The sequence below is a fragment of the Cupriavidus nantongensis genome (genome assembly GCF_041726985.1).
GTDB lineage: Bacteria > Pseudomonadota > Gammaproteobacteria > Burkholderiales > Burkholderiaceae > Cupriavidus > Cupriavidus nantongensis_A.
Genome location: NZ_CP168303.1, coordinates 571,957 through 597,887 on the forward strand (window position 1 = coordinate 571,957; position 25,931 = coordinate 597,887).

The window sequence follows — 25,931 nt, forward strand, 5'->3', positions numbered from 1 at the left end:
GCTCAGACCGGCTCCTCGCCCGTGCCGCCTTCCTCCGGATCACCGAAGCGGCGCTTGCGCCAGCCCTTCACGCGCGTCGCCACGCGGTCGAAGGCCAGGTAGATCACCGGCGTGGTGAACAGCGTCAGCACCTGGCTGACCAGCAGGCCGCCGACCATGGTCACGCCCAGCGGCCGGCGCAGCTCGCTGCCGATGCCCGAGCCCAGCATCAGCGGCAGCGCCGCCAGCAGCGCGGCCATGGTGGTCATCAGGATCGGGCGGAAGCGCAGCAGGCAGGCCTGGAAGATCGCGTCGCGCGGCGACATGCCCTGCTCGCGCTCGGCCTCGAGCGCGAAGTCGATCATCATGATCGCGTTCTTCTTGACGATGCCTATCAGCAGGATGATGCCGATGATGGCGATGATGCCCAGGTCCTGCCCCGCCACCAGCAGCGCCAGCAGCGCGCCGACCCCGGCCGACGGCAGCGTCGACAGGATCGTGACGGGGTGGATGGTGCTTTCATACAGCACGCCCAGCACGATATACATGGTCACCACCGCGGCCAGGATCAGCCACAGCGTGTTCGACAGCGAGGCGCGGAACGCCAGCGCCGCGCCCTGGAAGCTGGTCTGCATCGAGATCGGCAGCCCCAGTTCCTGCTCCACCCTGGTGATCTTGTCGACCGCGGCGCCGAGCGACTCGCCATGCGCCAGGTTGAACGAGATCGTCGCCGCCGGGAACTGCCCCTGGTGGTTGATCACCAGCGGCCCGGTGCGCTCGGTGATGCGCGCGAACGCGCCCAGCGGCACCTGCCCGCCGGACGAGGACGGCAGCCGCAGGTCGGCCAGCGACTGCGGGCTGGTGCGGAATTCCGGCATGGTCTCGAGCACCACGCGGTACTGGCTCGACTGCGTGAAGATGGTCGACACCAGCCGCTGGCCGAAGGCGCTGTACAGCGCGCTGTCGATCACCGCGGTGGTGATGCCGAAGCGCGCCGCGGCGTCGCGGTCGATATCGACATAGGCGCGCAGGCCGTTGTTCTGCTGGTCGCTGGTGACATCGCGCAGCTCGGGCTCCTGGCGCAGGCGCTCGACCAGCTTCGGCACCCACGTCGCCAGCGTCGCGGGATCGGGGTCTTCCACCGTGAACTGGTACTGCGTGCGCGAGACCTTGTCCTCGATGGTCAGGTCCTGCACCGGCTGCGTGAACAGCGACACGCCGCCGAGGTCGTGCACCGCCTGCTGCAGCCGCTGCGTCACCACGTCGATCGGATCGCGCTCGTCCTTGGGCTTGAGGTTGATCAGCATGCGCCCGGCATTGAGCGTGGCGTTGGTGCCGTCCACGCCGATGAACGACGACAGGCTCGCCACCGCGGGGTCCTGCATCACCACCTTGGCCACCGCCTCCTGCTTGCGCGCCATGGCGCTGAACGAGGTGGTCTGCGCGGCCTCGGTGATGCCCTGGATCACGCCGGTGTCCTGCACCGGGAAGAAGCCCTTGGGCACCAGCAGGTACAGCAGCACCGTCAGCGCCAGCGTGGCCACCGCCACCACCAGCGTGGCCTTCTGGCGGTCGAGCACCCACTCCAGGCCGCGGCCGTAGCGCTCGATCACGTTGTCGAAGAAGCGGCCGGTGGCGCGGTGGAAGCGCGACAGCTTTTCTTCCGGCACATGGTGCAGCAGCCGCGCGCACATCATCGGCGTGAGCGTCAGCGACACCACCGCCGAGATCAGGATCGACACCGCCAGCGTGATCGCGAACTCGCGGAACAACCGCCCGACCACGTCGCCCATGAACAGCAGCGGGATCAGCACCGCCACCAGCGAGAACGTCAGCGAGATGATGGTGAAGCCGATCTGCTTCGAGCCCTTGAGCGCCGCCTGCATCGGCGAATCGCCCTTCTCGATGTAGCGCATGATGTTCTCGATCATCACGATCGCGTCATCGACGACGAAGCCGGTGGCGATGGTCAGCGCCATCAGCGTCAGGTTGTTGATCGAGAAGCCGGCCAGGTACATCACGCCGAAGGTGCCGACCAGCGACAGCGGCACCGCCACGCCCGGGATAATGGTGGCGGGGATATTGCGCAGGAACAGGAAGATCACCAGCACCACCAGCGCGATCGCCAGCAGCAGCTCGAACTGCACGTCCTCGACCGACGCGCGGATGGTGGTGGTGCGGTCGGTCAGCAGCTGCACGTGCACCGACGCCGGCAGCGCGTTCTGCAGCTGCGGCAGCAGCGCCTTGATGCGGTCGACCACCTCGATCACGTTGGCGCCGGGCTGGCGCTGGATGTTCAGCACGATCGCGGGCTTGTCGTTGGCCCATGCGGCCAGCCGGCTGTTCTCGGGGCCGTCGACGATCTCGGCGACGTCGGTGATGCGGATCGGCGCGCCGTTCTTGTAGCCCAGGATGATCTGGCGGTATTCGTCGGCCGAGCGCAGCTGGTCGTTGGCGTCGATGGTGGAGGCCCGTTGCGGGCCGTCGAAGCTGCCCTTGGCGCCGTTGACGTTGGACGCGCCGATGGCGGTGCGCAGGTCGTCGATCGACATGCCCAGCGACGCCAGCGCGGCCGGGTTGGCCTGGATCCGCACCGCCGGGCGCTGGCCGCCGCTGATGGTGACCAGGCCCACGCCCTGGATTTGCGAAATCTTCTGCGCCACGCGCGTGTCGACCATGTCCTGCAGCTTGGGCAGCGGCATGGTGTCGGAGGTCATGGCGATGGTCATGATCGGCGCGTCGGCCGGGTTGACCTTGCTGTAGACCGGCGGCATCGGCAGGTCCGATGGCAGCAGGTTGCTGCCGGCGTTGATCGCGGCCTGCACCTCCTGCTCGGCCACGTCCAGCGGCAGCGTCAGCTCGAACTGCAGCGTGATCACCGACGCCCCCCCTGACGAGGACGACGACATCTGCTTCAGGCCCGGCATCTGGCCGAACTGGCGCTCCAGCGGCGCGGTCACCGACGAGGTCATCACGTCCGGGCTGGCGCCGGGGTAGAGCGTGGTGACCTGGATGGTGGGATAGTCGACCTCGGGCAGCGCCGACAGCGGCAGCAGCCGGTAGGCCACCAGCCCGGACAGCAGGATGGCCAGCATCAGCAGCGCCGTCGCGACCGGGCGCTCGATGAAGAGGCGGGACGGGTTCATGCGGCGTCCTTACGGCTGCGGCGCGCGCGCGGCCGGTGCGCTGGCGCCGGCTTCGCGGTGGCGGCGGCGTTCGCCTTGCGGCGCCGAAGCGGCCGCCGGGGCGGTATCGGCCTGCGCGCCGCTGGCAGCGCCAGCGCCATCGCGATGGCGCCGTCCGCGCGCGCGCGGCTGGCTGGCCGGCGTTACCGCGGCGGCGCGCGCGGCCGGGTCGACGGTTTCGACCGTCATGCCTTCCTTGAGCCGGTCGGCGCCGTCGACCACCACGCGCTGGCCGGGCTGCAGCCCCTTGAGCACCGCGGTACGGGTGCCGTCGCCGGGGCCCAGCTCGACCACCTGCACCTTGACCTGGCTGGCTTCGTCGACGGTATAGACGAAGGTGCCCTGCTGGCCGCGCTGGATCGCCGCCACCGGGATCACGGTGGCGTCCCGGAGCGTATCGACGCGCGTGCGCACGTTGACGAACTGGTTGGGGAACAGCATGCCGTCGGCGTTGGGGAACACCGCCTTGAGCTTGACCGTGCCGGTGGTGGTGTCGATCTGGTTGTCGGTGGTCAGCAGCGTGCCTTCGCCAAGCTGGTTGCGCACCTGGCGGTCCCAGGCCTGCACCGGCAGCTTTTCGCCGGCGTTGAGCTTCTTCAGCACGGAGGGCAGATTGTCCTCGGGGATGGTGTACATCACCGCGATCGGCTGGATCTGCGTGATCAGCGCGATGCCGTTGGTGTCGCTGGTATTGACGATATTGCCGGGATCGACCTGGCGCAGGCCGATGCGGCCCGACACCGGCGCCACGATCTTCGTGTAGCCCAGCTGCAGGCGCGCGTTGGCGACATTGCCCTGGTCGGTCTTGACCACGCCCTCGTACTGGCGCACCAGCGCGTCCTGGGTATCGACCTGCTGCTTGGAGATCGAGTCCTGGCCCAGCAGCGTGCGGTAGCGCTGCTGGTCCAGCCTGGCGTTCTGCAGCAGCGCCTGGTCGCGCGCGAGCTGGCCCACGGCCTGGTCGAGCGCGGCCTGGAACGGGCGCGGGTCGATCTCGGCCAGCACGTCGCCGGCCTTGACCATCTGGCCTTCCTTGAACAGCACCTTGAGCAGCGGCCCGGACACCTGCGCGCGCACGGTCACGTTGGAGACCGGGGTCACGTTGCCGAGCCCGTTCAGGACCACGTCCATGTCGCGCTGGGCCACGGTGGCGACCACCACCGGCGAGCGCGGCATGCCGGCACGACCGCCGGGAGCTCCCGGACCGCCCGGGCCTCCCGCCGCGGGTCCGCTGGCTCCGCCGGGGCCCGCCGCGGCGCCTTTGGGGGCGTCGCCGCGCTGCGCATACCAGTACCAGCCGCCCCCGGCCAGCAGCAGCACCAGCAGCCCGGCATAGAGCCGGCGCCGGTTTCTGTGCGGCGGGCGCGAAGACGGGGGAAGGGAGGGGTTAGGTTGGCCTTGTTCGGGGTTGGACATGTCCGCAATCCTGGGAACGGTGCGCGTGGCGCACCGTCGTGTTCTGCTGGCAAGTGACGATGCCGCAGTATGCCGCATCGGCATGGGCGCCTGCCGGCCGTGCGGCGCGTGGGGCGCGCGCTGGGCGGCGCCGGCGGCAAGTCATGCGGCAAGGATAATGTGCGGGCGCGGACGCCCGTATTTCGGTGTCCGGCCGATTTATTACAGAGGATTACCAGGACCCCGGGTGTAACTTGCGGAAACAAAACCGTCCGGCCCCGCCGGCGTATGTGGCGCCGGGGCTGACTATCATGTGCCTATGCGAACGAACCAGCCTACCCAGATCCTTGTCGTCGACGACGATCCCGAACTGCGCGACCTGCTGCGCGAGTACCTGACCCAGCAGGGCTTCGCCGTCTCGGTAATGCATGACGGCGACGGCCTGCAGGCGCGCCTGGAGCGCGAGCGGCCGGCGCTGATCGTGCTGGACCTGATGATGCCCAAGGTCGACGGCCTGACCGCGCTGCGCAACCTGCGCGCCCGCAACGACGATATCCCGGTGATCCTGCTCACCGCCCGCAGTGACGAGATCGACCGCATCGTCGGCCTCGAGATCGGCGCCGACGACTATCTCGGCAAGCCGTTCTCGCCGCGCGAGCTGCTGGCGCGCATCAACGCCGTGCTGCGCCGCAAGCTGGCGCGCCCGGCGGCGGCGCCCGAGGACCGCGAGTCGGTCGCCTTCGGCCCGTTCCGCGTCAACTTCCGCCAGCGCACGCTGACGCGTGCCGGCCAGGCGCTGTCGATCAGCGATACCGAGTTCGCGCTGCTCAAGCTGCTGCTGATGCATCCGCTCGAAGTGCTGTCGCGCGAGCGCATCGTCGAGCTGATGTACGGCAGCGCCAGCGGCATCAGCGACCGCGGCATCGACGTGCAGATCTGGCGCCTGCGCCGGCTGCTGGACGAGGACGCGCAGCGCCCGCGCTATATCCAGACCGTGCGCGGCCGCGGCTACACCTTCGTGCCCGACGAAGCGGAAGAGATTCCCGCGGGCTTCCCCGAATAATCCGGCGCCGCCAGAACTGCTTCCCGATGAAGTTGCGACGTATCGATACCCTGTTCGGCCGCATTGCGCTGCTGATCGCCGCGGTGCTGGTGATCAGCCATTTCTCGTGGCTGGCCATCCTGCGCATGGACCGGCGCCAGCAGCAGGTCGACTATTCGGTGGAGCAGATGCTGTTCCAGCTCGACAGCATCGAGCGCGCGCTCGATGCGCGGCCCCCGGCGAAGCTGCCCAGCCTGGTGGAAACCGCCAACACCGCCGATGCCGACGAGCACGCCACCGCGCCCAAGGGCGGGCGCTCGCGCCGGCTGGTGGAGCAGTTCATCAGCCGCCTGCCGCAAGGCACCGAGATCCGGCTGGAGGACGAGACCACGCCGCGCATCTGGATCAAGCTGCCGAGCCGCGCCGACTGGATCGCGATGCCGATCCTTTGGGTCCACAACCCGCCGCCGGACAACCGGCTGGTGCCGGGGGTGATGCTGGTGGTGGGCGTGGCGATCGTGTTCGCCGTGTTGATCGCGTGGCAGATCCAGCGCCCGGTGCGCGACATGGCGAACGCGGCCGCGCTGCTGTCGCGCCAGCACGCCGTGCCGCCGCTGCGCGAGCGCGGCCCGCACGAGCTGCGCCAGTTGATCGAGCGCTTCAACCGCATGGTGGCCGACCTCGCGCGCATCGACCAGGAACGCAACACCATGCTGGCCGGCATCGCCCACGACCTGAAGACACCGCTGGCGCGGCTGCGCCTGCGCGCCGAGATGCTGGCCGACCCCAAGGCCGCGGCCGGGGTCACGCGCGACGTCGACTCAATGGCGGCCATCGTCGAGCAGTTCCTGAGCTTCGCGCAGACCAGCGAGTCGACCGCGCGGCCGGTGCCGGTGGACCGGCGCGTCAACGAGCTGGCCGCCTCGCTGGCCGAGCAGGAGCGCCAGGTGGTGCTGTCGCTGGGCGCGGGCGAAGGCTTCCGCATGATCGCCACGCAGCTTGACCGCATCGTCGGCAACCTGGTCGACAACGCCTACGCCTATGGCAAGCCGCCGGTCTGCATCGCGACCTCGCGCACGCCGGACGGCTACATGCTGGTGGTGGAAGACCAGGGCGACGGCATTCCCGACCACGACAAGGAACGCGCCACGCTGCCGTTCGTGCGGCTGGACCCGGCGCGCGGCGGCAATGCGCATTCCGGGCTGGGGCTGGCGATCGTGGATCGTCTGGTGCGGCAGGCGGGGGGGAAGCTGAACCTGGTGAATGCCGAGGGGGGCGGGCTGCGGGTGGAGATGGTGTTTGGAGCGGCTACGGTCTGACGGCCCCGCTTGTTTGCTCCCCTCTCCCGCCTGCGGGATGTATGGACCGGGGACATAGGTGACAGGTGTGCGAGGACATGGTTGACACTCCCGGGCAGATATCTGCCCGGGAGAACGAACCATGCCGTGGAGCGCCCGAGACACCATGAGCCTTCGCCTGGAGTTCATTGCCCTGGCTTCCCAGCCGGGATGCAACCGTCGGGAGCTGTGCCGACGGTTCTCGATCAGTCCACAAACCGCTTATAAGTGGCTGGCCCGGCATCGGCAGGAAGGCGCCGCGGGCTTGGCCGACCGGCCCCGGCGGCCGCACCACAGCCCCGAGCGCACCGCTGATTTCCTGGAGGAACTGGTGCTGATGCTGCGCCGCGAACACCCGACCTGGGGTGGGCGCAAGATCAGCCGCAGGCTGTCCGACCTGGGCCACGCCGAGGTGCCTGCGCCCAGCACGGTGACCTCGATCCTGCATCGGCATGGTCTGATCGATCCGCAGGCCAGCGCCCAGGCCACCCCCTGGCGGCGGTTCGAGCACGACGAACCCAACGAGCTGCTGCAGATGGACTTCAAGGGTCAGGTGCCCAATGAGCACGGCGTCTGCTTTCCGCTCACGCTGATCGACGACCATTCCCGCTTCAACCTGTGCCTGGCAGCCTGCGCGGACCAGCGCCGCCAGACGGTGCAGCAGCAGCTGATCGAGGCCTTCCGCCGCTACGGCCTGCCCCGGCGCATCACCATGGATAACGGCCCTCCATGGGGAGGCGGCGACGAAGAGGGACTGGGCTACACCAGGCTGACGGTCTGGTTAATGCAACTGGGCATCCGGGTCAGCCACTCACGGCCCTATCACCCACAAACACAGGGCAAGGACGAGCGGTTCCACCGCACCCTGAAGGCCGAAGTCCTGCAGCACCGCCGTTTCGTGGACAACACCGAGGCGCAGCAGGAGGTCTTCGATCGATATCGGTACGTGTACAACCACGAGCGGCCCCATCAGGCCCTGGACATGCAGGTGCCGGCCCAACGCTATCGCGTGAGCAACGTAGCCTACCCGGAGGCGCTGCCGGAGGTGCAGTACCAGAGCGGCGACCGTGTCTACAAGGTCGACAGCAGCGCACGGATCATGGTTGGCAACCGGCGCATCAAGATCGGCAAGGCGTTCATCGGCCAGTGGATCGCGCTACGCCCGACCCGGCGCGACGGCGTGTTAACCATATGGTTCAGCCGCTTTGAAATCGGCGAAATTAGCCTGCACGCCGCTGCGGCGTGCAGGCCACAAGCATCACCTAGGGACGTAACCCCCTGACGTCTACAATGTGTCCACCATGTCCTCGCACATGCGTCCACCATGTCCCCGGTCTATACACCCCGCTTGCGGGAGAGGGGCGGGGGTGAGGGCAGGCGTGTGGCAAGCATGAGGCCCGGGAACTTCGTGGACGCTCCCGCCCTCACCCCAGCCCTCTCCCGCAAGCGGGAGAGGGAGTACCCCGCCCGCGTGCTGATGCGGTCAGCCGTTGCGTTTGCCGGCCGATTGCATGTTCAAACCTTCTTCTTCTCCCCGATCCGGCTTTCCTTCCCGGCCAGCAGCTTGGCGATATTCTGCCGGTGCCGCGCGATCAGCAGCACGCTGATCGCAAAGATCGCTCCCGCCATCACGTCGACACCGTTCATCAGCACATGGAAGAACGGCGCGAAGATCGCCGCTACCAGCGCCGCCAGCGACGAGTAGCGGAAGAAGAAGGCGATGATCAGCCAGGTGGCCAGCGTGCCCAGGCCCAGGATGGGGTTGATCGCCAGCAGGATGCCGGCCGCGGTGGCCACGCCCTTGCCGCCGGCGAAGCGATGGAACACGGGGAACAGGTGGCCCAGGAACACTGCCAGCGCAACCATGGCGAGGCCGGTGTCGGTGAGGCCGTGCGCCGGGCCGAAGCGCGCCGCCAGCCAGACCGCCAGCCAGCCCTTCAGGGCATCGCCGATCAGCGTCAGGATTGCCGCCTTCTTGTTGCCGGTGCGCAGCACGTTGGTGGCGCCGGGGTTGCCCGAGCCGTAGGAATGCGGGTCCGGCAGCCCCATCAGCTTGCTGACGACCACAGCGAAGGAAACGGAGCCGATCAGGTAGGCGGCAAGGGCAAAAAGCAGATTGGCCATGTGGAGTGGGATGTTTTCAGGCTGGCGCGATTGTAGCGCGGCAGGGGCCTTGCCACGACTGTGACTACCCGGATTGGCGTGGAGGCTTGCTTCGGTCTGAAGCGGCGCCACGCGGCCGGCAAGTTCAGTCGGGCAGCGCGCACTGCACCGGCTGGGCGTCGAGCAGCGCGGGCAGCAGCTTCGGGTCCAGGCTGACCAGGTAGCCGCGGCGCCCGCCGTTGATATAGATGCGCGCCAGCTCCAGCACGGTCGCTTCCACGTACACCGGCATGCGCTTCTTCGTGCCGAACGGGGAGGTGCCGCCCACCAGGTAGCCGCTGTGCCGCTGCGCCACCTCGGGCTTGCACGGCTGCACGCTCTTGCGCCCGGTCTGGCGCGCCAGGTTCTTGGTCGAGACCGAGCAGTCGCCGTGCATCAGCACCACCAGCGGCTGCGCGCGCTCGTCTTCCATGATCAGGGTCTTGATCACGTCATGCTCGGGCACGCCCAGCTGGCGCGCCGATTCGCCGGTGCCGCCGTGCTCGACATAGTCGTAAGGGTGTTCGCCGAAGGTCACGCCTTGCTTGCGCAGGAATTGGGTGGCAGGGGTTTCGGAGACGTGCTTGGTCTTGCTCATGGCGATCCCGTGTGCCGTTTAGCCGCGCGGATGGTGCTGCTGGTGCAGCTCGCGCAGGCGTTCGCGGGCGACGTGGGTATAGATCTGGGTGGTGGAGATGTCGGCGTGCCCCAGCAGCAGCTGCACCACGCGCAGGTCGGCGCCGTGGTTGAGCAGGTGCGTGGCGAAGGCATGCCGCAGCGTGTGCGGCGACAGCGGGGCATGCACGCCGGCGTCGCGCGCGTGGCGCTTGATCAGATGCCAGAACGCCTGCCGCGTCATGCCCTCGCCGCGCTGCGTGACGAACAGCGCGTCGCAGGCGCGCCCGGCCAGCAGCACCGGACGCGCGTCAGCCAGGTAGCGCCGCAGCCAGTCGCCGGCCTGCTGGCCGAACGGCACCAGGCGCTCCTTGTCGCCCTTGCCGCCGACCACGCGCGCGACGCCCTCGTTCAGGCCGATCTCGACGGTCTTCATCTGGGTCAGTTCCGACACCCGCAGCCCGCTGGCGTACATCAGCTCGAGCATGGTGCGGTCGCGCAGCCCCAGCGGGGTGTCGGTGTCGGGCGCCTCCAGCAGCGCGTCGACCTGGGCCTCGGTCAGCGTCTTGGGGTAGCGCGGCGGCTGCTTGGCGGGGCGCAGCAGCAGGCAGGGGTCGGTCTGCACCAGGTGCTCGCGCAGCGCCCACTGGTAGAAGCGGCGGAACACCGCCAGGCGCCGGTTGGCGGACGACGCGCGCGTCTGCGTATGGCGCGCGCTGAAGTACGCCGACAGCGCGCCGTCGTCGGCGCCTAGCAGCTCGCCGCGCTGCTCCTGCTGCAGCCAGCGCGCCAGCAGCGTCAGGTCGCGCCGGTAGGCGTCGATGGTGTTGCGAGAAAGTCCGTCTTCCAGCCACAGCGCATCGCAGAAGCGGCTGACCAGGGCCAGGTCGGCAGCGCTGGCGACGGCGGTGAGCTCGGCTGCCGCCGGGGCGCCGCTCATATCAGCATGGCGCGCTCATGGCGCAGCAGCCAGCGTTTGACCTCGAGGTAAAAGCCGTCCTCGGCATGGTGCGAGAACCCGCCGATGCCGCGCGCCGAGACCACGCGATGGCAGGGCACAAGGATCGGGAACGGGTTCTGCCCGCACGCCTGGCCGACCGCGCGCGGCATCGCGCCGATGGCTTCGGCGATGGTGCCGTAGGTGGTGGTGGCGCCGCGCGGCACGGCGCAGATGGCCCGCCACACGCGCTGCTGGAAGGCACTGCCGGCGGCGGCCAGCGGCACGTCGAAAGCGCTGTCGGGATCGTCGTAATAGGCCGCCAGCTGCGCCGCCAGCCGCTGCGTCAGCGCATCGGCGGGGGCAAGCCCCTCGACGTGCCCGGGAAGGTACACGATGGCCCGGATGCGCGCGCCGTCCGTGCGCACTCCGATCTTGCCGAACGGGGCGGTAAGGATGGCGTCGTAGGATGCGGGCATGGCGGTCAGGCTGGGGCGAATGCTGGATTTTAGTGCTTTTCGGCGGAGGCAGAAAAAAAGGCCGCCTCGCGGCGGCCCTTTGGCGGTTGGTGTCACACCGGCAGGATTACTGCTCCAGCTTGATGTTCTGCACCTTGACCAGGTTCTTCATCTTGTCGAATTCCTTCTTGATCTCGGCCGCGTGCTGCGCCGGCGTGTTGCCCGACGGCTCGGCGCCGGCGGTGCGCAGGCGCTGCTGGAAGTCCTTGTCCTGCAGGGCCTTGACCGCGGCTTCGTTGAGCTTCTTGATGACCTCGTCAGGCGTGCCGGCCGGCGCCACCAGGCCGTACCAGGCCGGATCGTTCGGCTCCTTCAGGCCCATTTCGCCGAAGGTCGGCACGTTGGGCAGCGAGTCCAGGCGCTTGTTCCAGGCCACCACGATCGGGCGCAGCTTGTTGGCCTTGATGTAGGGCATCGACGACGGCAGGTTGTCGACCATGATCGGCACCTGGCCGGCCAGCACGTCGTTCAGCGCCGGGCCCGCGCCGCGGTACGGGATATGGACCATGAAGGTCTTGGTCGAGACCTTGAACTGCTCGCCCAGCATGTGGCCGAAGCCGCAGGTGCCCGACGACGCGTACGAATACTTGCCCGGGTTGGCCTTCAGCACGGCCAGGAACTCCTTGTAGTCCTTGGCCGGGAAGTTCGGGTTCACCGCGATCACGTTGGCCACGTTGGCCAGGTTGGTGATGGGCTTGAAGTCCTTGATCGGATCGTACGACAGCTTGGGGTTGCAGGCCGGGTTCACGGCCATGGTCGAGACCGTCGAGATGCCGATGGTGTAGCCGTCCGGCGCGGCCTTGGCGATGGCGTCGGCGCCGATCGAACCGCCCCCGCCGGCGCGGTTTTCCACCACCACCGGCTGGCCCAGGATGCGGCTCATCTGGTCCGCCGCGCCACGGCCGACGATGTCGGTGGTGCCGCCGGGGGCGAACGGAATGATCAGGCGGATCGGCTTGGTGGGGTAGCTCTGGGCTTGCGCCGCGGTGGCGGCGGCCGCCAGGGCCAGGGTCAGTGCGAGTTTGCCAGCTTGCATGAGATCATGTCTCCCGTCAGAAATCCGGGCAGGGTGCCGCCCGGAAAGCAAAAAAACCGTCGCAGTGCCACAGGTCGGGCGGTGCGCCGGCAGCGTAATCTGGGTCAGCCGCCCAGCAGGCCGCGCTTGACGCCGGCGTCGACCGGGCGTTCGCCCAGGTACACGCGCAGCAGCGCCTGGTAAAAGTCTTCGCCGGGAATCGGCCGGCCGCGCGGCGTGCCGTTGATGGCCACGACCGTCCCCGTTTGCGGCGAAAAATCCAGGTTGATGACATCGCCCTTGTGCGCGGTGCCGATCTCGCCCAGGGTGCGCTCGAACTGTACCAGCCGCGCCGCCAGCGCCTGCATCTGCGCCTCGCTGTGGTTGTCGCGCATGCCCTGGCGGATCGCGCGAACCACCGCCGGTGGCTCGGTCTCGCGCAGGATGCGTAACTGTAGCCGCTTGGCGCCGGACGTGCCCAATACCACGGCCGCATTGCGAGCCTTTTCTTGCAGGTACAGCGCGGCCACGTAGCCCTTGGTCAGGAAGCCGGTGCGCAGCGCCGCGCCATTGAGCTGCAGTTCCTTGCCGCCCACGCGCGCCGCGTCGTCGAAACGCACGCCGGCGATCTCGACCGCGCGCGCCGGCCCCGGCACGGCATGTACCACGGCCGCGGCGCCGAGCGCCGCCAGCACGACGGCCAGGCGCAGGCGGCGGCCCGGCCGGAAGCCAGGGCAGAAGCGGGAGCGGAGGAGGGTGTCCACGCGCAGGCGCGTGGTACAGATGCGGGACAACATGGCGGCAGGCGTACAACTTGGCATGTCATGCTGCCCGAAATCTGGAAAAATACCTATCCGTATCTGCCCTAGTCTGCACATTCCGGCTTTTTTGCCGTTATCTCTCCCCGCGGCTGTTTCTGTGCGATGGCTGCCCGGGCAGTGCCGCGCCATGCCACTGCCACTACAACAACAACCATAGATGTCTTCCGCCCTCCTGCTGGTCCCGGACTTCAGCCTGATCCTGATCGGCTGGCTGCTGGTGCGCTATTCCCCGTTCGACCGCGCCTTCTGGGGCGGGGTGGAGCGGCTGGTCTACTTCGTGCTGTTCCCGGCCCTGCTGCTGCAGTCGACCAATACCGCGGTGCTGGATTTCTCCTCGACCTCGGCCATGCTGGGGCTGGCGCTGCTGGTGCTGGCCACCGGCCTGGCCGGCGGCTACGCCGTCAAATGGGTGCTGCGCCCGGACCCGGTCAGCTTCGCCTCGGGGCTGCAGACCGCGTTTCGCTTCAATTCCTATATCGGGCTGGCGCTGGCCGCGCGGCTGGGCGGCTCCGAAGGGCTGGCGCTGATGGCGGTGATCGTCGGCTGCACCGTGCCGCTATGCAACGTGGCGGCGGTGTGGGCGCTGGCCCGGCATGGCCAGGCCGCGCTGTGGAAGGAACTGGCGCGCAACCCGCTGATCCTGGCCACCGCCGGCGGCCTGGCGACCAACCTGATGGGGCTGCACGCGCCCGAGGTGCTGGGCATGACGCTGAACCGGCTCGGCTCGGCGTCGACCGCGCTGGGTCTGATGACGGTGGGCGCCGGCCTGCAGATGAGCGGCGCCACCGGCACCGCCGGGCCGGTGGCGTGGTGGACCGGGGTCAAGCTGGTGGCGATGCCGTGCGTGGCCTGGCTGGTGGGGCGGCACCTGCCGCTGACCGCGCTGCAATACCAGATCGTGGTGCTGTACGCCTCGCTGCCGACCGCCTCCAGTGCCTACATCCTGGCCGTGCGCATGGGCGGCAACGGGCCGATGGTGGCGGCGACGATCTCGCTGATGACGGTGGCCGCGATCGTCACCACGCCACTGTGGCTGGCGCTGGTGAGCTGACCTGAGCGGGGGGCTGGTGATCAGCCGGCCCGTTGCGCCGGCGGGCCGCCCTGCGCCAGGGCCCAGTCGATATGTTCCTGCACCATGGGGGTGGCGGTCTCGCGCCGCGCCAGCAATGCCGCACGGATGCGTGCGGCCAGTGCCGCGTCTTCGGCGCGCGTGCCCGACAATGCCGTGCGCAGGCTGTTGCCCAGCCCCACCGCCAGGTTGCGCAGCCAGCGCTCGTGGCCGATGCGGCGGATCGGGCTGCCTTCGAGGCGCTGGTTGAATTCCGCTTCGGTCCATTGGAACAGCGCCACCATGTCGGGCGCGTCCAGGCCATTGCGCACATCGAAGTCCGGCACCGTGGCCACGTGCGCGAACTTGTTCCACGGGCAGGCCAGCTGGCAGTCGTCGCAGCCGTAGACGCGGTTGCCCATCGGGGCGCGGAATTCCACCGGGATCGCGCCCTTGTGCTCGATGGTGAGGTAGGAAATGCAGCGGCGCGCATCGAGCCGGTAGGGCGCGACGATGGCCCGTGTCGGGCAGATGTCCAGGCAGCGGTGGCAACTGCCGCAATGGCCGGATTCGGGCGGATCGGCCGGCAGCGGGATGTCGACCAGGATTTCGCCGAGGAAGAACATCGAGCCGCCGTCGCGGTCCAGCAGCAGCGTATGCTTGCCGCGCCAGCCCAGTCCGCCCTGGCTGGCCAGCGCCACTTCCATCACCGGGGCCGAATCGGTAAAGACGCGGTAGCCGAACTTGCCGATCTCGGCCTCGATCCGGCTGGCCAGTTGCTGCAGGCGGCTGCGCAGCACCTTGTGATAGTCGCGTCCGCGTGCGTACAGCGACACCACCGCGGTGGCCGGGTCGTCCAGCCGCGCCAGCTCGTGGCGGCGCCAGTCGGCGGCCTGCGCGTGCGCGCCGGCAACCGGGACATAGGGCATGCGCGCCACGATCGCGCGCACCGTGCCGGGCACCAGTTCGGCCGGACGGGCGCGCCGCAGGCCGTGGTTGGCCATATAATCCATGTCGCCGTGGTAGCCCTGCGCCAGCCAGGCCAGCAGTCCGGGCTCGGCGTGCGCGAGGTCGACATCGGCGATGCGCACCGAGGCAAAGCCCAGCGCCGCGCCCCATGCGCGGATCGACGCGGCCAGCGCCGCAAGCTCCCCCGGGCCCGCGGCCGCATGGCCGCTGGTTTTTGGTACTGGTGTGGGCGGCGCATCCGCCTGCCCGGGGGCGACTCGGTCGATCATTCCTGAATTGTACGCAATGCCCTTGCTCGAAGAACGCACCCTGACGCTGCCCGACGAAGCCGCCACCGCGCGCTTGGGCGCCGCGCTGGCCGCCGCCGTGCAGGCCATGCCGCCGCGCACGGTGCACGTGCAGCTGTCCGGGGACCTGGGCGCCGGCAAGACCACGCTGTCGCGCGCCGTGCTGCGCGCGCTGGGCCATGCGGGCAAGGTCCGCAGCCCCACCTATACGCTGTGCGAGCCCTATGACGTCGCGCGCGCCGACGGCTCGCCGCTGACGGTCTACCACTTCGACCTGTACCGCTTTGCCGATCCCGAAGAGTGGCTCGACGCGGGTTTTCGCGACTGCTTCGCCGAACCGGCCTTCAACCTGGTCGAGTGGCCGGAGAAGGCCGGGCGCCTGCTGGGGGAACCCGACCTGCACGTGTTGCTCCAATCGGACATGGCCGGCGCCGATGACACCGGCGAGCGGCGGATCGCGACGCTGCGCGCCTATACTCCCACTGGACTTACCTTGCTGAACGCATGCTGATCAAGCGACTTGCCACCGACCGCCCCGATGGACCCGACGGCCTCATGCAGGCGCGCCGCAAATGGATGGCGCAGGCGCTGAAGCTGGGCGCCGGCACCGCCGTGCTGACGCTGGCCGGTCCGCAGATCGCGTTCGGCGCCGGCATCGTCGCGGTGCGCGTGTGGCCGGCGGAGGACTACACCCGCGTTACCATCGAATCGGACTCGCCGCTGGCCGCGGTGCACCAGATGATCCGCGACCCCGACCGGCTGGTGGTGGACATCGACGGCCTCGACCTGTCGCCCACGCTGCGCGAGCTGGTAGCCAAGATCACGCCGAACGATCCGTATATCCAGACCGTGCGCGTCGGCCAGAACCGCCCGCGCGTGGTCCGCATGGTGTTCGACCTGAAGGAAAACGTGGCGCCGCAGGTGTTCACGCTGGCGCCCATCGGCAGCTACCGCAACCGGCTGGTGTTCGACCTGTACCCGGTCAACCCGCCCGACCCGCTGTGGAAGCTGGTGCGCGACACCGAGGAAAAGCAGCGCCGCTTTGCCACTTCCGACCCGGCGCCGGGCGCGGAAGGCATCGCCGGCGCACCGGCCGGCGCCGAGGAAGACGCCATCGGCGCGCTGGTGCGCCGCTTCGACGAGAAGGGCGAGGTGCCGCCCACCACCGCACCGCCGCCGGTGGCCGCGGCCCGGCCGCGGCCATCGACACCGTCCACGGCGCCGGTGCCGCCGGTGCCGGCCCCGAATGCCCCGGTGGTGCCGCCGGTCGCGCGCGACAATCCCACCGCCGAGCGTCCGTTCAAGATGCGCCGCCTGCTGACCGTGGCGATCGACCCCGGCCATGGCGGCGAAGACCCCGGCGCGATCGGCGCGGCCGGCTCGCGCGAGAAAGACGTGGTGCTGCAGATCGCGCACCGGCTGCGCGCCAAGATCGACGCCCAGCCCAATATGCGCGCGATGATGACGCGCGACGCCGATTTCTTCGTGCCGCTGAACGTGCGCGTGCAGAAGGCACGCCGGGTGCAGGCAGACCTGTTCGTGTCGATCCACGCCGACGCCTTCCTGTCGCCCGAGGCGCGCGGCGCGTCGGTGTTCGCGCTGTCCGAGCGCGGCGCGTCCAGCACCGCGGCGCGCTGGCTGGCCAACAAGGAAAACGCGTCCGACCTGATCGGCGGCGCCAACATGGGCAACAAGGATGCGCAGGTGGCGCGCGTGCTGCTGGACTTGTCGACCACCGCGCAGATCAACGACAGCCTGCTGGTGGGCAAGGCCGTGCTGGGAGAGATCGGCGGCATCAACAAGCTGCACAAGGCCCGCGTCGAACAGGCCGGGTTTGCCGTGCTGAAGGCCCCGGACATCCCGTCGATCCTGATCGAGACCGCCTTCATCAGCAATCCGGAAGAAGAGCGCAAGCTCAACGACAACGCGCACCAGGAACAGCTGGCCAATGCCATCCTGAAGGGCATCCGCTCGTACTTCGCGCGCAATCCGCCGCTGTCGAAGAATCCGTCGGTCTGACCAGCCGCGCGGGCGGCAGGCGCAAAAAAAACCGGGGCACGCCCCGGTTTTTTCACGGTGGCGCGCTTCAGGCGCGCGCCGGGGCCTGGTCCTCCAGCAGCGCATCGCGGTTGGCATAGCGCGACGCGATCACCGAGCAGACGATCAGCTGCAGCTGGTGATAGACCATCAGCGGCAGCACCAGCAGGCCCAGCGCCGGATGGCCGGCAAACAGGATCTTGGCCATCGGGATGCCGTTGGCGAGGCTCTTCTTCGAGCCGCAGAACACCGCGGTGATCTCGTCCTCGACGGAAAAGCCCAGCCGGCGCGCGGTCAGCGTGGTGAAGCCCAGCACCACGAACAGCAGCACCGCGGCGATGCCCATCACCGCGCCGATGGTCTGCCACTGGTACTGGTGCCACAGGCCTTCGGCGGTGGCGTCGCAGAAGGACGAATAGACGATCAGCACGATCACGCCGCGGTCGACCTTGTTGGTGATGTGCTTCTTCTTTGCGAGCCAGCTGCCGATCAGCGGGCGCAGCAGCTGCCCCAGCGCGAACGGCAGCAGCAGCTGCAGCGCCACGCCGGTCAGCGCCTTGCCCAGCGGCATCGACGCGCCGCTGGCGCTGATCACCAGCCCCATCAGCAGCGGCGTCACCAGCATGCCGATCAGGCCCGAGATGGTGGCGTTGAAGATCGCGCCCGAGACATTGCCGCGCGCCATCGAGGTCATGGCCACCGACGACGACACCGTGGACGGCAGCGCGCACAGGAAGAACACCCCCAGCAGCAGGTCGGCCGGCAGCGTATTGCGCAGCGACAGCATCAGCAGCGCGCCTACCACCGGGAACACCACGTAGGTGAAGACCTGCACGAACACGTGCAGGCGCCAGTGCTTGGCGCCCGCCACCAGCTTGTCGCGCGACAGCGCCGCGCCGTGCAGGAAGAACACCAGCGCCACGCCCAGGCTGGTCACTACGCCGAGCTGCAGCGGGCCGTCGCCGGTGCCGAGTTCGGGCGCGGCCAGCGCGATGGCGATGGCGGTCAGCATGACGAGCACAAAGCCGTCGATCAGGTCATAAAGCTTCTTGAGATTGCGGACAATACGGGACATGACTGCGGGTGAAATCCTGCGATGTTAGGGTTTTGCCTAGTATTGGACGCTAGCCGGGTCTAGAATGCAAATTCATTTATAGAATCTATTTATCCGGTTGTTGCATGAATTACACATTGCGGCAGTTGCGCGTGTTCCTGGCCGTGGCCAGCAGCGGCGGCTTCAGCCGGGCGGCGGACGCGGTCGGACTGACCCAGCCGGCAGTCAGCCGGGGCGTTGCCGAGCTGGAAGACGCGCTCGGCGTGCGCCTGCTTGACCGCACCACGCGCGAAGTGGTGCTGACCGAGGCCGGCCATGCGCTGGCGCCGGCGCTGGAGCGGCTGCTCGGGCAACTGGACGACACCCTCGAAGAAACGCGGCAGCTAGGTGAGCGCTATCGCGGTCGCGTAGTGATAGCCGGCGCGCCGACCATTTCCGCCCGGCTGATGCCGCTCTACGTGGCCGCCTGCGCCGCGCAATATCCGGAAATCCGCCTGACCGTGCGCGACAACGTCCAGGCCGACGGGCTGGAGCAGGTCCGCGCCGGCGCGGTGGACTTCGGCGTGCTGATCGACCCGCTGGTGCGCGACGGCCTGCTGGTGGAGCCGGTGGCGACCGACCCGTTCTGCTTCGTTTGCCGGCGCGACCATCCGCTGGCGCAGGCGGAATCGGTGCCGTGGTCGGCGCTGCATGGGATGCGGCTGGTGTTGCTGGACTTTGCCTCGGGCAGCCGGCCGCTGATCGACCGCGTGTTCGGCCGCCACGGCGTGGTGCCGCAGGTGGTGCAGGAGCTGGGCCATTCGGCCAGCGTGTTCGGCATGGTCGAGGCCGGCATCGGCGCATCGGTGCTGCCGTCGTTCTCGCTGCCGCTGCCGGCGGCGTCGCCGCTGGTGTGGCGCCCGCTGGTGCCGTGCGAGGAACGCAGCATCGTCATGGTGCGGCGTGAGGACCGCTCCTTGTCGCCGGCCGCGGCGGCGGTGTGGGAACTGGTGCGGCGCCTGACGGTGCGGGCCGAGGCGCCGACGATCAGCGCCGCGGCCTGAGCAGGCTTGCTCCTGTCAGCGCGCGGTGACCATCACCGCTTCCAGCTCGAAGCTGCCGTCTGCCTGCACGCGATAGTGCTCGCGCACTTCCGCGGGCGCCACCTGCCACAGGTGCCGGATCGCGTCCACCGCCACCGGCGGCGTGCGCATGCGCTGCACCCAACTGTCGAACTCGATGCCGATGCGCCAGGTCGCCGATACGGCGATGGCATCCGCGGCAAAGCCCGCGGCTTCGAACATCGCGCGCCAGCCCGCCGGGGTGTAGTCGCGCACGTGCGAGGGGTCGCGCAGCAACTCGACCGATTGCAGCCAGGTATCGCGCAGCGGGTCCGGCGCGCCGGCGATGTCGATCATCACCACCTTGCCGCCGGGCTTGAGCACGCGACGGATCTCGGCCAGCGCGGCCGGCACGTCGCGCCAGTGGTGCGCGCTCATGCGCGACACCACCGCGCAGAAGCTGGCATCGTCGAACGGCAGTTGCTCGGCCGCGCCCTGGCGGGTGCGCAGGTTGGCCAGCCCGCGCTCGCGCGCCGCGGCCTCGACCACCGCCAGCATGTCGGCCGACAAATCGTAAGCGGTCACCTCGCCCGCTACCGCGGCGGCGGCAAAGCTGGCATGGCCGGCGCCGCAGCCCAGGTCGAGCACGCGGCTGCGCGCGCGGTTGGCCGCGGGAATCAGCGCGGCCAGTTCGTCCTTCAGTTGCTGCAGGTCGGCGCCGCTGGCGTGGACCGCGCTGGTGAGATAGGCGCTGGCGGTGGCGCCGAACTGGGCGGCGACGAGTTCCTGTTGCTGCATGGTGCTGGGCTCCTATAAGCCGCGGCCGAGCCAGGTCGGGCGGGGCTGTTGTTGTCGGGGAGGGGGATTGCCCGCGAGGCGGGTTCGGCATACTGTAGGCGGGCTGTTTTCCCGGTACAAGTCATCGCTTTATCCTGGTATAAGCGCCACCAGCCTGCCATGCCGCCACTCGCCCGAACTGAAGATCCGCCATCCCCGCCCGCCTCGCGCGAAGCCGTGCTCGGCGCCTTCCTGCGCGCGCACCGCGAACGCCTGGCGCCGGCGGACGTGGGGCTGGCGCCCGGCCAGCGCCGGCGCACTCCGGGGCTGCGCCGCGAGGAGGTCGCGCAACTGGCGGGCCTCAGCACGACCTGGGTCACGTGGCTGGAGCAGGGCCGGCCGGTGGCGCTGTCGGCGCGCGCGCTCGCCAGCCTCGCCGCGGCGCTGCGGCTGTCGCGCGCCGAACGCGCCTATCTGTTCGAACTGGCCGGCCGGCGCGATCCTCAGCACGCCGGCGGTGAGCCGGTGCCGCCCGCGGTGCTGGCCAGCGTGCATGCGATCGACGGACCGGCGTACCTGCTCGACCGCCAATGGACCGCGCTGGCCTGGAACGCCGCGGCCGCGGACCTGTTCATCGGCTGGCTTGACGCCGCCGCCACCGAGCGCAACCTGCTGCGCGCAATGTTCCTGTCGCCGGCGCTGCAGGCGCTGGTGCAGGACTGGCCGCACCGCGCCGCACGCCTGGTGGCCGAATTCCGCGCGCACAGCATCCGCCACGCCGATGCGGCGCCGACGCGGGCATTGATCGAGGGATTGATGGCGGAGAGCGCCGACTTCCGCGCCGCCTGGCTGTCGCAGGACGTGGAAGACCGCGAGGGCGGACGCCGCGGCTTTCGCCATCCGCGCCAGGGCGCGCTGCAGTTCGAGCAGCTGACGCTGGTGCCGGCGGCGGCGCCGGGGCTGATGCTGGTAATGCTGCTGCCCGGCTGAGCGGGCAGCAGCCAGGCTTTACTTGGGCTGCATCCGGATCGCGCCGTCCAGGCGGATCACCTCGCCGTTGAGCATGGGGTTCTCGATGATCGAGCGCGCCAGCTTCGCATATTCGGCGGGCCGGCCCAGCCGCGACGGGAACGGCACCATCTTGCCCAGCGCGTCCTGCACCTCCTGCGGCATGCCCAGCAGCATCGGGGTCTCGAACAGCCCGGGGGCGATGGTCATGCAGCGCACGCCGTCGCGCGCCAGGTCGCGCGCGATCGCCAGCGTCATGCCGACCACGCCGCCCTTGGACGCGGCATAGGCGGCCTGCCCGATCTGGCCGTCGAACGCCGCCACCGAGGCGGTATTGATGATCACGCCGCGTTCGCCCTCGCTGTCGGGGGCGTTCTGCACCATCGCCGCGGCGGCCAGGCGGATCATGTTGAAGGTGCCGATCAGGTTGATGCGGATGGTCTTGTCGAAGGCATCGAGCGGATGCGGACCGTTCTTGCCCACGGTCTTGTTGGCGGTGGCAATGCCGGCGCAGTTGACCAGGCCGGCCAGGCGGCCAAGCGACTGCGCCGCCGCGACCACGGCCTGGCCATCGGCTTCCGAGGTCACGTCGCAGCGCACGAAGCGGCCACCGGTCTCGGCTGCCAGCGCCTGCCCGGCGGCCTCGTTCAGGTCGGCAATGACAACCCTGGCGCCGGCCTTGGCGAGCAGCCGGGCGGTGCCGGCGCCAAGGCCGGAGGCGCCGCCGGTGATGATGAAGACGTTGTCCTTGATGTCCACGATGGTGTCTCCTCGGTATGGTTTCCGTTTACGTAAACGTTAAGCATTGTACGGGGGCGGGGCCGATGTGCAAGAGGGGCCAGGCGAAGAAATCGGCGATAGCGGTGCCTAAGCGCCGATTGGCGACACGGTCCATTGGCCATAAAAAAAGCGGCCGGAAGGCCGCTTTTTTTATCGCTGTCTGCACCAGCAAGACATTTACTTCAACGCCTCGAACACCCGCGCCGTGATCTCGTCGACATTGCCGACGCCCAGGATCTTGCGGTACTTCGGCGGCGCTACCTTGGCCGCGGCGTCGCCGTTGGCGGCCCATGCCGAGTAGTAGTCGACCAGCGGACGGGTCTGCTGCGAGTAGACGTCGAGGCGCTTCTTGACGGTCTCTTCCTTGTCGTCGTCGCGCTGGATCAGCGGTTCGCCGGTCTCGTCGTCGATGCCTTCCGCCTTGGGCGGGTTGTACTTGAGGTGGTAGGTGCGGCCCGATGCCACGTGCACGCGGCGCCCGCTCATGCGTTCGATGATGGCGTCGAACGGCACGTCGATCTCGAGCACGTAGTCGATCGCCACGCCCGCGTCCTTCATCGCCTCGGCTTGCGGAATGGTGCGCGGGAAGCCGTCGAACAGGTAGCCGCTCTTGCAGTCGTCCTGCTTCAGGCGGTCCTTCACCAGGCCGATGATGATGTCGTCCGACACCAGTCCACCCGCGTCCATGACCTTCTTGGCTTCCACGCCCAGCGGCGTGCCGGCCTTCACCGCGGCGCGCAGCATGTCGCCGGTGGAGATTTGCGGAATGCCGAACTTCTCGCAGATGAACTTGGCTTGCGTGCCTTTGCCGGCGCCAGGCGCGCCCAACAGGATCAAACGCATTTACGGGTCCTCAGAGTTTTTAATCCGGTATGGCGGGAGATCAGAAGGAGGGTAACGCCGTAACTTGACGCGAGACTGACTGCGGTCCCGGTGCGCGCTGACTGCGTTCAGCGCGGGCACGGCTCAGGCGTACCCACGCGTACGGCCGGCGGCGGCTGCCAGGGGGATGGCGGCGCGGCGCACCGGACGGGCTCTATCTTTATCTCCCCACCGAGCCTTGGCCGGCGGCGCGAATGCTCGCGCCAGCGGGGCGGCTCTGTATCGGCAAGCATTATGCCATGAGGCAGCGGGGATTCGGCCCGAAATCGGCCCCCCGGTTCGGTTGCAGCAGAATCGACCTGAGCGGGCAGGCAACCCGCGCGGCGGCCCTGCCGGCGTCGGCGGGATGCCGAGGGATGGCGGTCAGGGCCCTTCCTGGGCCATCGACTGCGCCCACAGCGCGCGCACCCGCTCCAGGTCGGCCTGGGTGTCGACGCCGGGCGCGGGCGCGGCGGCGGTCTGCATCACGGCGATGCGCTCGCCGTGCCACATGGCGCGCAACTGCTCCAGCGCCTCGGCCTGCTCCAGCGGCGCCGCCGCCAGCGTCGGGAAGCGGCGCAGGAAGCCGGCGCGATAGGCGTACAGGCCGATATGGCGCAGCACCGGCATGTCGGGCAGCGGCACCCGGGCCGATGCGGCGGGCACGGCCGGCACGCCCGACCATGCGTCGCGCGCCCACGGTATCGGCGCGCGCGAGAAATACAGCGCGCGGCCGGCGGCGTCGCACACGACCTTGACCACGTTGGGGTTGAACACGTCGGCGCTGTCGTGCAGCGGATGGGCCGCGGTGGCGATGGCGCAGTCGGCGTGATGCGCCAGGTGCAGCGCCACTTCGTCGATCAGCGCCGGCTCGATCAGCGGCTCGTCGCCCTGCACGTTGACGACGATGGCGTCGTCGGCCAGGCCCAGTTGCGCCGCGACCTCGGACAGGCGGTCGGTGCCGGACGGGTGGTCGGCGCGGGTCAGCACGGCTTCGATGCCGTGCGCGGCGCAGGCCTGTGCCACCGCGGGCGCGTCGGTGGCGACCACGGTGCGCTGCGCCGACGACGCGTGCGCGCGCTCGGCCACGCGCACCACCATCGGGCGCCCGCCGATATCGGCCAGGGGCTTGTCGGGCAGGCGGGTCGAGGCCAGCCGCGCGGGAATGACGACGGTAAACGCGGGCAGGGTCATGGCCGCGCTGCTCAGTTGCCCGCCGGCGCGTCCGGCTCGATCACGCGGCCCGGCACCGACTGGCGGGCCTCATCGGCCAGCATCACGGGGATGCCGTCGCGGATCGGGTAGGCCAGCTTGTCGGCGTGGCAGATCAGCTCCTGCGCGGCGCGGTCGTATTCCAGCTTGCCCTTGCATAGCGGGCAGACCAGGATTTCAAGCAGCCGGTTGTCCATCTCGGTGTTCCTCGTTGCGCCCGGCGGCGCCGCTTGCGGCGGCCGGCGCGGTCGGCGCGGGTTGGATTTGCGCCTGCACGGCGCGGCGGATTTTATCGATCAGGCCCGCGTCGATCACGGGCCTGGTGGGCACGACCCAGATGCGCGGGTCGTCGAAGCGCTCGCATTTTACGGCATCCTTCTCGGTAATCAGGATCACGTCGGCAGCGAGCGCATCGGGATGGTCGACAAACGGGTCGACCACGAAGTCATAGTGGTCGGGCAGCGGCAGCGTCTTCGGCGCCAGGCCGGCGCCGCGCAGGCTGGCGAAGAAGCGCTCGGGATTGCCGATGCCAGCGGCGGCCAGCACGCGCCGTCCGGCAAAGGCGCTGAGCGGCCGCGCCATGGTGGGATCGGCGAGCTGCCAGGCGTCGTCGAGTTCCAGGCGCATGCCGTACACGCCGGGGCGGTCGGGGGTGGCGCGGAAGTTGGGGTCGTTGATCAGGGTGGCGTCGCGCGGGCGCGAGAGCGGCTCGCGCAGCGGGCCGGCCGGCAGCATCAGGCCGTTGCCGCCCATGCGCGCGTCGAACATCACGATCTCGAAGTCGCGCTGCAGCTTGTAGTGCTGCAGGCCGTCGTCGAGCAGCAGCACGTTGATGCCGGGGTGCGACACCAGCATGGCCTGCGCGCACAGCGCGCGGTCCGGGTAGACCCAGACCGGCACGTCGGTGGCGCGCGCGATCAGCAGCGGTTCGTCGCCGACGTCGCCGGCCTGCGAGGTCGGCTTGACCCGGCGCGGGTGCTTCAGCTGCACGCCGTAGCCGCGCGAGACCACGCCGGGCCGCAGCCCGGCCTCGGTCAGCGCATGCGCCAGCGCGATTACCGCCGGGGTCTTGCCGGTGCCGCCCACGGTGACGTTGCCGACCACCACCACCGGCATCGGCAGCCGCGTCGACTTGAACCAGCCGCGCTGGTAGCCATGGCGGCGCACCCGTGCGACTAGGCCGAACAGCAGCGAGAACGGCAGCATGACCCACGCGAACCAGCCCCGGCGTTGCCATTGGGCGGTCACGAAGTCGGCAAGGGCATGGCGGGGAACGGGCATGGACGCGGCGGGCGAGAGTCGATGGTCGGGATGCGATTGTAGTGCGCTCGCGGCTTCGCCCCTCGGGGCGGCCCAACCATTATGGGCATTGCCGTGCGCATGGGGCAAGCCCGCCGGCGGCCCGCTGGCGCGCAGGCCCGCCCGAGAGGTCAGCGCGGCTGCGCGCTCTGCGTGGCGAAGGTCAGGCGCGACAGCCCGGCCAGCCGCGCGGCCTCCATCACGTTGACCACGGCCTGGTGCGTTGCCTGTGCGTCGGCATTGACGATCACCACCGGCGGCTGGCCGCCGTGGCCCGCAACGGTACGCAGCTGGTCGGCCAGGCTGGTGACGTCCTTGTGCTCCATCACCTGCTTGTTGACCGAGTAGACCCCGCGCGCGGACACCGACACCACGATCTCCTGCGGCTGCTGGCGCGCGCGCTCGGCGTCGGCGGTGGGCAGCTGGATCTGCAGCTCGGTAAAGCGCGAGTACGTGGTCGTGATCATCAGGAAGATCAGGATCACGAGCAGCACGTCGATCAGCGGGATCAGGTTGATCTCCGGCTCTTCGCGCCGCTGGCGGGAACGGAAGTGCATGGCGTTCGGGTAGGCG

At 69.3% G+C, this 25,931-nt stretch carries 25 protein-coding genes; 8 read left to right on the forward strand and 17 right to left on the reverse strand.

Annotated elements, in window-relative coordinates; genetic code table 11:
* Positions 1–2 precede the first annotated feature (2 nt).
* Together ACEI37_RS13715 and ACEI37_RS13720 are read right to left on the reverse strand one after the other, a co-directional pair.
* On the reverse strand, positions 3–3,125 hold the full coding sequence (locus ACEI37_RS13715) for an MdtB/MuxB family multidrug efflux RND transporter permease subunit (protein WP_373379336.1): 3,123 nt from the start codon (positions 3,123–3,125) through the stop codon (positions 3–5).
* Positions 3,126–3,134: 9 nt separating this feature from the next.
* Positions 3,135–4,580, reverse strand: a complete 1,446-nt coding sequence (locus ACEI37_RS13720; RefSeq protein WP_373379337.1) for an MdtA/MuxA family multidrug efflux RND transporter periplasmic adaptor subunit — start codon at positions 4,578–4,580, stop codon at positions 3,135–3,137.
* Positions 4,581–4,878: 298 nt separating this feature from the next.
* Here ACEI37_RS13720 and ACEI37_RS13725 point away from each other — a divergent pair, with 298 nt between their 5' ends.
* From ACEI37_RS13725 to ACEI37_RS13735, 3 genes are all read left to right on the forward strand, one after another.
* On the forward strand, positions 4,879–5,622 hold the full coding sequence (locus tag ACEI37_RS13725; protein ID WP_373379338.1) for a response regulator: 744 nt from the start codon (positions 4,879–4,881) through the stop codon (positions 5,620–5,622).
* Positions 5,623–5,648: 26 nt separating this feature from the next.
* Positions 5,649–6,920, forward strand: a complete 1,272-nt coding sequence (locus ACEI37_RS13730; protein ID WP_373379339.1) for an ATP-binding protein — start codon at positions 5,649–5,651, stop codon at positions 6,918–6,920.
* A 121-nt stretch (positions 6,921–7,041) separates the two neighbouring features.
* Positions 7,042–8,220, forward strand: coding sequence for an IS481 family transposase (locus tag ACEI37_RS13735; RefSeq protein ID WP_373379340.1), 1,179 nt, complete (start codon positions 7,042–7,044; stop codon positions 8,218–8,220).
* Positions 8,221–8,453: 233 nt separating this feature from the next.
* Here ACEI37_RS13735 and plsY read toward each other — a convergent pair whose 3' ends face one another.
* The 6 genes from plsY to ACEI37_RS13765 form a co-directional block, all read right to left on the reverse strand.
* Complete coding sequence (gene plsY, locus ACEI37_RS13740; protein WP_111518543.1) at positions 8,454–9,062, reverse strand: glycerol-3-phosphate 1-O-acyltransferase PlsY; 609 nt, start codon at positions 9,060–9,062, stop codon at positions 8,454–8,456.
* Positions 9,063–9,186: 124 nt separating this feature from the next.
* A complete protein-coding gene (locus tag ACEI37_RS13745) occupies positions 9,187–9,678 on the reverse strand; it encodes an aminoacyl-tRNA deacylase (protein WP_373379341.1) in 492 nt (163 codons plus the stop codon).
* Between the two features lie 18 nt (positions 9,679–9,696).
* Positions 9,697–10,635 (reverse strand): site-specific tyrosine recombinase XerD, encoded by a 939-nt coding sequence (xerD, locus tag ACEI37_RS13750; protein ID WP_373379342.1) that lies wholly within the window; start codon positions 10,633–10,635, stop codon positions 9,697–9,699.
* The gene (locus ACEI37_RS13755; protein ID WP_373379344.1) at positions 10,632–11,111 is read right to left on the reverse strand and encodes a methylated-DNA--[protein]-cysteine S-methyltransferase; all 480 of its coding nucleotides are present in this window, start codon (positions 11,109–11,111) and stop codon (positions 10,632–10,634) included. The genes xerD and ACEI37_RS13755 overlap by 4 nt, the downstream gene beginning before the upstream one ends.
* 106 nt (positions 11,112–11,217) lie before the next feature.
* Complete coding sequence (locus ACEI37_RS13760; RefSeq protein ID WP_373379345.1) at positions 11,218–12,186, reverse strand: tripartite tricarboxylate transporter substrate binding protein BugE; 969 nt, start codon at positions 12,184–12,186, stop codon at positions 11,218–11,220.
* A 104-nt stretch (positions 12,187–12,290) separates the two neighbouring features.
* Positions 12,291–12,986, reverse strand: a complete 696-nt coding sequence (locus tag ACEI37_RS13765) for a chalcone isomerase family protein (RefSeq protein WP_373379346.1) — start codon at positions 12,984–12,986, stop codon at positions 12,291–12,293.
* 157 nt (positions 12,987–13,143) lie between these two features.
* Between ACEI37_RS13765 and ACEI37_RS13770 the strand changes: the two genes are divergently transcribed.
* Complete coding sequence (locus ACEI37_RS13770) at positions 13,144–14,037, forward strand: AEC family transporter (RefSeq protein WP_373379348.1); 894 nt, start codon at positions 13,144–13,146, stop codon at positions 14,035–14,037.
* A gap of 20 nt (positions 14,038–14,057) precedes the next feature.
* Here the strand turns inward: ACEI37_RS13770 and queG are convergent, their stop codons facing one another.
* Positions 14,058–15,272 (reverse strand): tRNA epoxyqueuosine(34) reductase QueG, encoded by a 1,215-nt coding sequence (queG, locus tag ACEI37_RS13775; protein ID WP_373379349.1) that lies wholly within the window; start codon positions 15,270–15,272, stop codon positions 14,058–14,060.
* A gap of 16 nt (positions 15,273–15,288) precedes the next feature.
* Here queG and tsaE point away from each other — a divergent pair, with 16 nt between their 5' ends.
* Both tsaE and ACEI37_RS13785 read left to right on the forward strand, forming a co-directional pair.
* Positions 15,289–15,801: a tRNA (adenosine(37)-N6)-threonylcarbamoyltransferase complex ATPase subunit type 1 TsaE gene (gene tsaE, locus ACEI37_RS13780; protein WP_116330435.1), complete on the forward strand. Its 513-nt coding sequence runs from the start codon at positions 15,289–15,291 to the stop codon at positions 15,799–15,801.
* Entirely contained in the window at positions 15,795–17,309 is a 1,515-nt protein-coding gene (locus tag ACEI37_RS13785; protein WP_373379350.1) for an N-acetylmuramoyl-L-alanine amidase, read from the forward strand. The genes tsaE and ACEI37_RS13785 overlap by 7 nt, the downstream gene beginning before the upstream one ends.
* Positions 17,310–17,376: 67 nt before the next feature.
* Here the strand turns inward: ACEI37_RS13785 and ACEI37_RS13790 are convergent, their stop codons facing one another.
* Positions 17,377–18,402 (reverse strand): bile acid:sodium symporter family protein, encoded by a 1,026-nt coding sequence (locus tag ACEI37_RS13790; protein ID WP_373379351.1) that lies wholly within the window; start codon positions 18,400–18,402, stop codon positions 17,377–17,379.
* 104 nt (positions 18,403–18,506) lie between these two features.
* Between ACEI37_RS13790 and ACEI37_RS13795 the strand changes: the two genes are divergently transcribed.
* On the forward strand, positions 18,507–19,424 hold the full coding sequence (locus ACEI37_RS13795; protein ID WP_252674630.1) for a LysR family transcriptional regulator: 918 nt from the start codon (positions 18,507–18,509) through the stop codon (positions 19,422–19,424).
* A 15-nt stretch (positions 19,425–19,439) separates the two neighbouring features.
* Here the strand turns inward: ACEI37_RS13795 and ACEI37_RS13800 are convergent, their stop codons facing one another.
* Positions 19,440–20,219 (reverse strand): class I SAM-dependent methyltransferase, encoded by a 780-nt coding sequence (locus ACEI37_RS13800; protein ID WP_373379352.1) that lies wholly within the window; start codon positions 20,217–20,219, stop codon positions 19,440–19,442.
* A gap of 159 nt (positions 20,220–20,378) precedes the next feature.
* Between ACEI37_RS13800 and ACEI37_RS13805 the strand changes: the two genes are divergently transcribed.
* The gene (locus tag ACEI37_RS13805) at positions 20,379–21,188 is read left to right on the forward strand and encodes a helix-turn-helix transcriptional regulator (protein ID WP_373379353.1); all 810 of its coding nucleotides are present in this window, start codon (positions 20,379–20,381) and stop codon (positions 21,186–21,188) included.
* 18 nt (positions 21,189–21,206) lie between these two features.
* On the opposite strand, the gene ACEI37_RS13810 is transcribed toward ACEI37_RS13805, so the two are convergent.
* The 6 genes from ACEI37_RS13810 to ACEI37_RS13835 form a co-directional block, all read right to left on the reverse strand.
* Positions 21,207–21,965 carry a 3-hydroxyacyl-CoA dehydrogenase gene (locus tag ACEI37_RS13810; protein ID WP_373379354.1) on the reverse strand — a complete coding sequence of 253 codons (759 nt, stop codon included), beginning with the start codon at positions 21,963–21,965 and terminating at the stop codon, positions 21,207–21,209.
* A 198-nt stretch (positions 21,966–22,163) separates the two neighbouring features.
* On the reverse strand, positions 22,164–22,829 hold the full coding sequence (adk, locus tag ACEI37_RS13815) for an adenylate kinase (RefSeq protein WP_373379355.1): 666 nt from the start codon (positions 22,827–22,829) through the stop codon (positions 22,164–22,166).
* Between the two features lie 402 nt (positions 22,830–23,231).
* Positions 23,232–24,041: a 3-deoxy-manno-octulosonate cytidylyltransferase gene (kdsB, locus tag ACEI37_RS13820; RefSeq protein WP_373379356.1), complete on the reverse strand. Its 810-nt coding sequence runs from the start codon at positions 24,039–24,041 to the stop codon at positions 23,232–23,234.
* 11 nt (positions 24,042–24,052) lie between these two features.
* Entirely contained in the window at positions 24,053–24,256 is a 204-nt protein-coding gene (locus tag ACEI37_RS13825) for a Trm112 family protein (protein WP_012351886.1), read from the reverse strand.
* Positions 24,237–25,340 (reverse strand): tetraacyldisaccharide 4'-kinase, encoded by a 1,104-nt coding sequence (lpxK, locus tag ACEI37_RS13830; RefSeq protein WP_373379357.1) that lies wholly within the window; start codon positions 25,338–25,340, stop codon positions 24,237–24,239. The genes ACEI37_RS13825 and lpxK overlap by 20 nt, the downstream gene beginning before the upstream one ends.
* Before the next feature lie 149 nt (positions 25,341–25,489).
* A complete protein-coding gene (locus tag ACEI37_RS13835; protein WP_373379359.1) occupies positions 25,490–25,915 on the reverse strand; it encodes an ExbD/TolR family protein in 426 nt (141 codons plus the stop codon).
* Between the last annotated feature and the right edge of the window lie 16 nt (positions 25,916–25,931).